At 67.9% G+C, this 4099-nt stretch carries 4 protein-coding genes and 2 pseudogenes; 3 read left to right on the top strand and 3 right to left on the bottom strand.

Annotated features, from left to right (window positions below; genetic code table 11):
- Nucleotides 1-193 (top strand): annotated as a pseudogene (locus K7G60_RS38360) (IS5/IS1182 family transposase); the annotation flags it as partial.
- Here K7G60_RS38360 and K7G60_RS38355 read toward each other — a convergent pair.
- From K7G60_RS38355 to K7G60_RS38345, 3 genes are all read right to left on the bottom strand, one after another.
- Nucleotides 188-787, bottom strand: coding sequence for a hypothetical protein (locus tag K7G60_RS38355; protein WP_225805593.1), 600 nt, complete (start codon nt 785-787; stop codon nt 188-190). The pseudogene K7G60_RS38360 and the gene K7G60_RS38355 overlap by 6 nt on opposite strands.
- Before the next feature lie 542 nt (nt 788-1329).
- A complete protein-coding gene (locus K7G60_RS38350) occupies nt 1330-1605 on the bottom strand; it encodes a hypothetical protein (protein ID WP_225805592.1) in 276 nt (91 codons plus the stop codon).
- 250 nt (nt 1606-1855) lie between these two features.
- Nucleotides 1856-2302, bottom strand: a complete 447-nt coding sequence (locus K7G60_RS38345; protein WP_225805591.1) for an FHA domain-containing protein — start codon at nt 2300-2302, stop codon at nt 1856-1858.
- 518 nt (nt 2303-2820) lie between these two features.
- On the opposite strand from K7G60_RS38345, the gene K7G60_RS38340 reads away from it, so the two are divergent.
- Entirely contained in the window at nt 2821-3186 is a 366-nt protein-coding gene (locus tag K7G60_RS38340; protein WP_225805590.1) for a hypothetical protein, read from the top strand.
- Between the two features lie 575 nt (nt 3187-3761).
- A pseudogene (locus tag K7G60_RS38335) lies at nt 3762-4099 on the top strand (IS5/IS1182 family transposase); the annotation flags it as partial.

Here is a 4099-nt window from a genome sequence, read left to right as displayed (position 1 = left end):
CAACCGCCGGAAGCTGGGCTCCCGCGGCGGCCGGCCGTCGGGCTTCGACCCGGCCGACTACCGCCGGCGCCACGCGGTCGAGTGCGGGATCAACCGCCTCAAGAGACACCGCGCTGTCGCCACGCGCTATGACAAGCCTGCGGTCCGTTTCGCTGCGACCGTGCTGGTCGCAGCGATCAACAAATGGCTATGACCCTGTCTCGCGCGTCATCACATACATGTTCCCGATGTCCGGATCGCCGTACCTGAAGAACAGCACCAGCCCATCATGCTGGTCGCGGTCCACGTGGAAGAACCACGAGTACGCCGACGGGGGTTCCGGAGCCGAGGGGCCAGCCACAGGTATGGGAAAGCGCCTTTCGACTCGGGTCCGGGTCGTCAGCGCGAGTCGGACGACCTGTCCGCCGTCGTCGTCGGTCAGTTGCCAGGTTCCCGTACCGGAGAGACGCCAACCGTCGTCGAAGTCGAAGTCCTGCCCGTCGAGTTTTTCGAGAAGGGCCGATCCGTCTTCACGAAGCACCACGCGGGTCCCCTCGACGTTCTCCCAGCCCCCGGCGACTTCGGCCGCCGTGGCGTCGTGGAGTCCTGTTCCCTCGTCGTACTGATAGGGGCCGGCGCACGCCGTCAGAGCAGCCAAAACCACCGTCAGGACACCGAGGACAGCCCCTCGCACACGCCGTCCGCTTCCGCCCGCCACCAGGATCTCCCGCCCCTCGGCCTCCGTATCGGCGCACCGATAGGAGCGGCCGTGGAGAGATACCCTTCCAGACCTCTTGAACGCGTTCAACCCTGCGGCTGCAGGGGTAGGGTCCACCCCTGCAGCTCGTGTATCCAGCGCTGCCCGCAACCGTCGACAAGCGGCATGAACAGCACTTTCGATACAGGGCCTGGGTCTGTCGCAGAAGTGGATCTTGCCCATTGGTGATCGCGTGCCGTGGGACGTGGTGGTCCGACGAACGGCCAGTGGGTTCGGCTTGAGCCGTTGCTGCCCGAGGGCGTCACGCCGGGCCGACAGTCCGGCAAGAACGCCTTCAGGCGGCGTCACGCGGTCGAGTGCGGCATCGACCGGCTCAAGCGCCACCGGGCGGTGGCCACCAGATGCGACAAGCTCGCCGTTCGCCACGAGGAACAGTGCTGGTCGTCCTCGACGAGCGGCTGTGACCAGGACTTTCGCAACAGGTCCGGTCCCGTGGTTCGTTCGCGGGGAACAGGAGGCTGTCGGGTCCCGGAAGGCGCCGGCCGGGTGGGTGGTGACGCCGTCTTCTGCGTACTCGTGCACCCCCGTGACTTCGTACTCCCTGACGCCTCCCGCACTGGAACGCGCGTACGTCACGAAGGCTGAAGGGGAGCATGCACTCCGGCGGCGGTGTCGGCGCTGCCGAAGAGGGTGTTCTCTGGCTTCACGTCGAGGTGTGCGACCTCGCCTGCCCGGTTGGCGTGGGCCATCCCTTCCGCGATGTCCCGCAGCACCGGCAGAGCCGTTTCTCTGGCCCAGGGACGGCCGTGCAGCCTGTCGCGGAGCGTTCCGGCGTCCATGTACTCCAGGCACTCCAGGAACAGCCAGGGCCGCTCGCGCCTGTCCGGTTCCACCGCGACGACAGACACGACGTTGCGGTGCCGGGGGCAGGACCGACCCCGGCAGGACCTCGCGCTCCAGGAACGCCGAGACGTCGGTCGTCGGGTACTTCAATGCGTAAGGTTCTCCGGTCGCGGTGTCGCGGACCCGGTACACCTTGCTGGACGTACCGCAGTCGATGAGCTGCTCGACCGTGTAGGTGCCGAAAAGCACCTCGCCGATCTTCGGCTCCCGCGCCGGTGCGTCATCCACGAGGCCCCTGTGTCGCGTAGGTCACGCTCAGCCGATGAAGAGAGAGGCGCACTCGGTCAGCCGCAACTCGTCACCCTGCCGCACGGGAGCGCTGTCCCCTCGCTCCAGCCGAGCCACCGGAGCCCCGTCACGGACGATGGCGGACGGCCCCGCGGCACTCCTGTGCACGTACGCCCAACCGTTGTTGTCCAATTCCAGTGCGCCGTGCGAACGGCTGATGTCCGGGCGGTCGATGTCCCGGTGGCTGCGGCCGATGGTCACGCAACCAGTGGCCGTCGTGTACGACGAGACCTCGGCCCCATCGACGGTCACCCGCAGGTCGAGGCAGTTCCGCGACGTCTGGCGGGTGGTGTCCGGTGGGCGCTCGTACGTGATGTGCGGAGACCCGGCGACACCGGTGAGCAGGACGTCGCCGCTCTCGAGGAGGACGGACCGCTCGTGACTCAGTACTTCCCCGCCGGCCCGCTCCAGCACCACGGGACCGTAACCACCAGGTAGGGCTGCGCCCCATCCGCGCCCGACAGGCCGGCGGCCTCCAACGTGTGCTGTGGGGAACCTCGCAGGTGATCCGCCCAACCCCTGGCCACGGTACGAGCGTTGTGTTTCCCGATGCCCCGTCAGCTTTCGACACGGGATCAGTTTCGCAGAGGCAACAACGGCAGGCACGGCTTTCGCGCTTCTTCCGGCCGCGCCTCCTCGCGCGGTGGGCCCGGCCGTGGAAGTCCGCATCGACCCGGCGAATGCCGAGAAGCCGCCTCGACGACCCCGCTCAAGTCGCGGTCGCGTGTGGTCGACGAGGGCGGGTGAGCCGGAGACCACGACGAGCACGGAACCGGAAGTGCCGGCGCGGGAGTCAGGGACGCTCCTGGCCGGACCGGCCGACGTCATGGCCTGATCTCCGAGACCGGAAACAGACTGTTACCGTGCGCGGACACACCGTAGAAACGGGCTGTCGTTTCCCACTGATCGTTTTCCGATCCAAGGAGCCCGCCATGACCCGTTTCCGCACCACCACCATGGTTCTCGCCGCCGCCGCGATGTTCGCCCTCACCGCCGCGCCCGCCCAGGCGGCCCCCGGTGACGTGACGACCACCTGCGCGAGCACCATGACCCCCGAGGGCTACGTCGACGTCAGCTGGGGTTACAGCGCCAGCTGCGGCACCCAGAACTTCAACCCGAACATCAAGCAGATCAAGCAGCTCACCGGCCTGCCCATAGGCACCGTCGTCCAGGCCTGCGGGTCCACGTACTACCCGGCCGGCTGGACCGCGACCAGCTCCTACTACTCCAGCTCCTGCGTCGCGTGGCCGAACTCCGGCTTCAACAACAACGCCTGGACCCTCAAGCGCGTCTCCTGATCGCACCTTCGGCTCCATCGGTGGCATGTTCACGTGCGGATGACGCCCGCCTGGTCGACGTTCGGGCGGCGAGCGGGCCGGCGAAGGAGAACGGCCCTACCGGTCCGGACGACGAGTGGCGCCGTTCTCCTTCGCCGCCGCACGCGATGCTCCAGGTGCCGATCGCCTGACGGGGTTCAGCCCGCGACGGATGCCGGACAGGGTGCTGCACAAGATTCGCACCGGACGTCCCTGGAAGCCGCTACCGGGGGAGTGCGGTGCTATCGCGAGGTCACCCCGAGCACCCCGCTCGTGCTCGGGGGTCCGACCCCTTCCATGGAGACATCGGGGACCTTGCTGATCCTCGAACCGCTCCTCGGGGTCAATGCGCACTTGGCGTCAATGCGCACTTGGCGGAACCGTCCCGAAAACTCCCGCTGCGAGAGCTAAGGCATGTACCGAAAGTGGATCTCGAGCGTGAGAGGATCCCGATCCGTGGCACGCGGAGATCTGACAGACGCGCAATAGGTGCTGCTGGAAACGCTGTTGCCGCAGGGCAAAAGGAACCGCCGGGCGGCGTCACCGTCGAGCCGGACGACCACGGGCTCGGCCGCTCGCGCGGGGGTCTGGCCACCAAGCTGCACTTGGCTGTCGAACAGGACCAGAAGCCTGTGTCCATCGTGAACACGGCCGGGCAGACCGCGCACCAGACCAGACCGGGTGCGGGCCGACAAGGCGTACGCCTCCCGTCGCAACCGCGCCTACCTGCGGCGGCGTGGGATCCGCCGCCCCATCCCGGACAAGGCCGACCAGGCCGGCGACCGCGAGAAACGCGGCTCCCGCGGCGGCCGACCGCCGAAGTTCGACCCGCAGGATTACAAGGCTCGGCATGCGGTCGAGTGCGGCATCAACCGTCTCAAGAGAAACCGGGCCG

The organism is Streptomyces sp. NK15101, from assembly GCF_020400725.1.
Classification (GTDB): Bacteria; Actinomycetota; Actinomycetes; order Streptomycetales; family Streptomycetaceae; genus Streptomyces.
Note: the sequence above shows the minus strand (reverse complement) of the source record. Positions and strands in the feature narration are given on the sequence as shown.

Excerpts from the sequence above, each read along its gene's own strand:
- K7G60_RS38340 (WP_225805590.1), top strand. The coding sequence starts at position 2,821 with ATGACCCGTTTCCGCACCACCACCATGGTTCTCGCCGCCGCCGCGATG.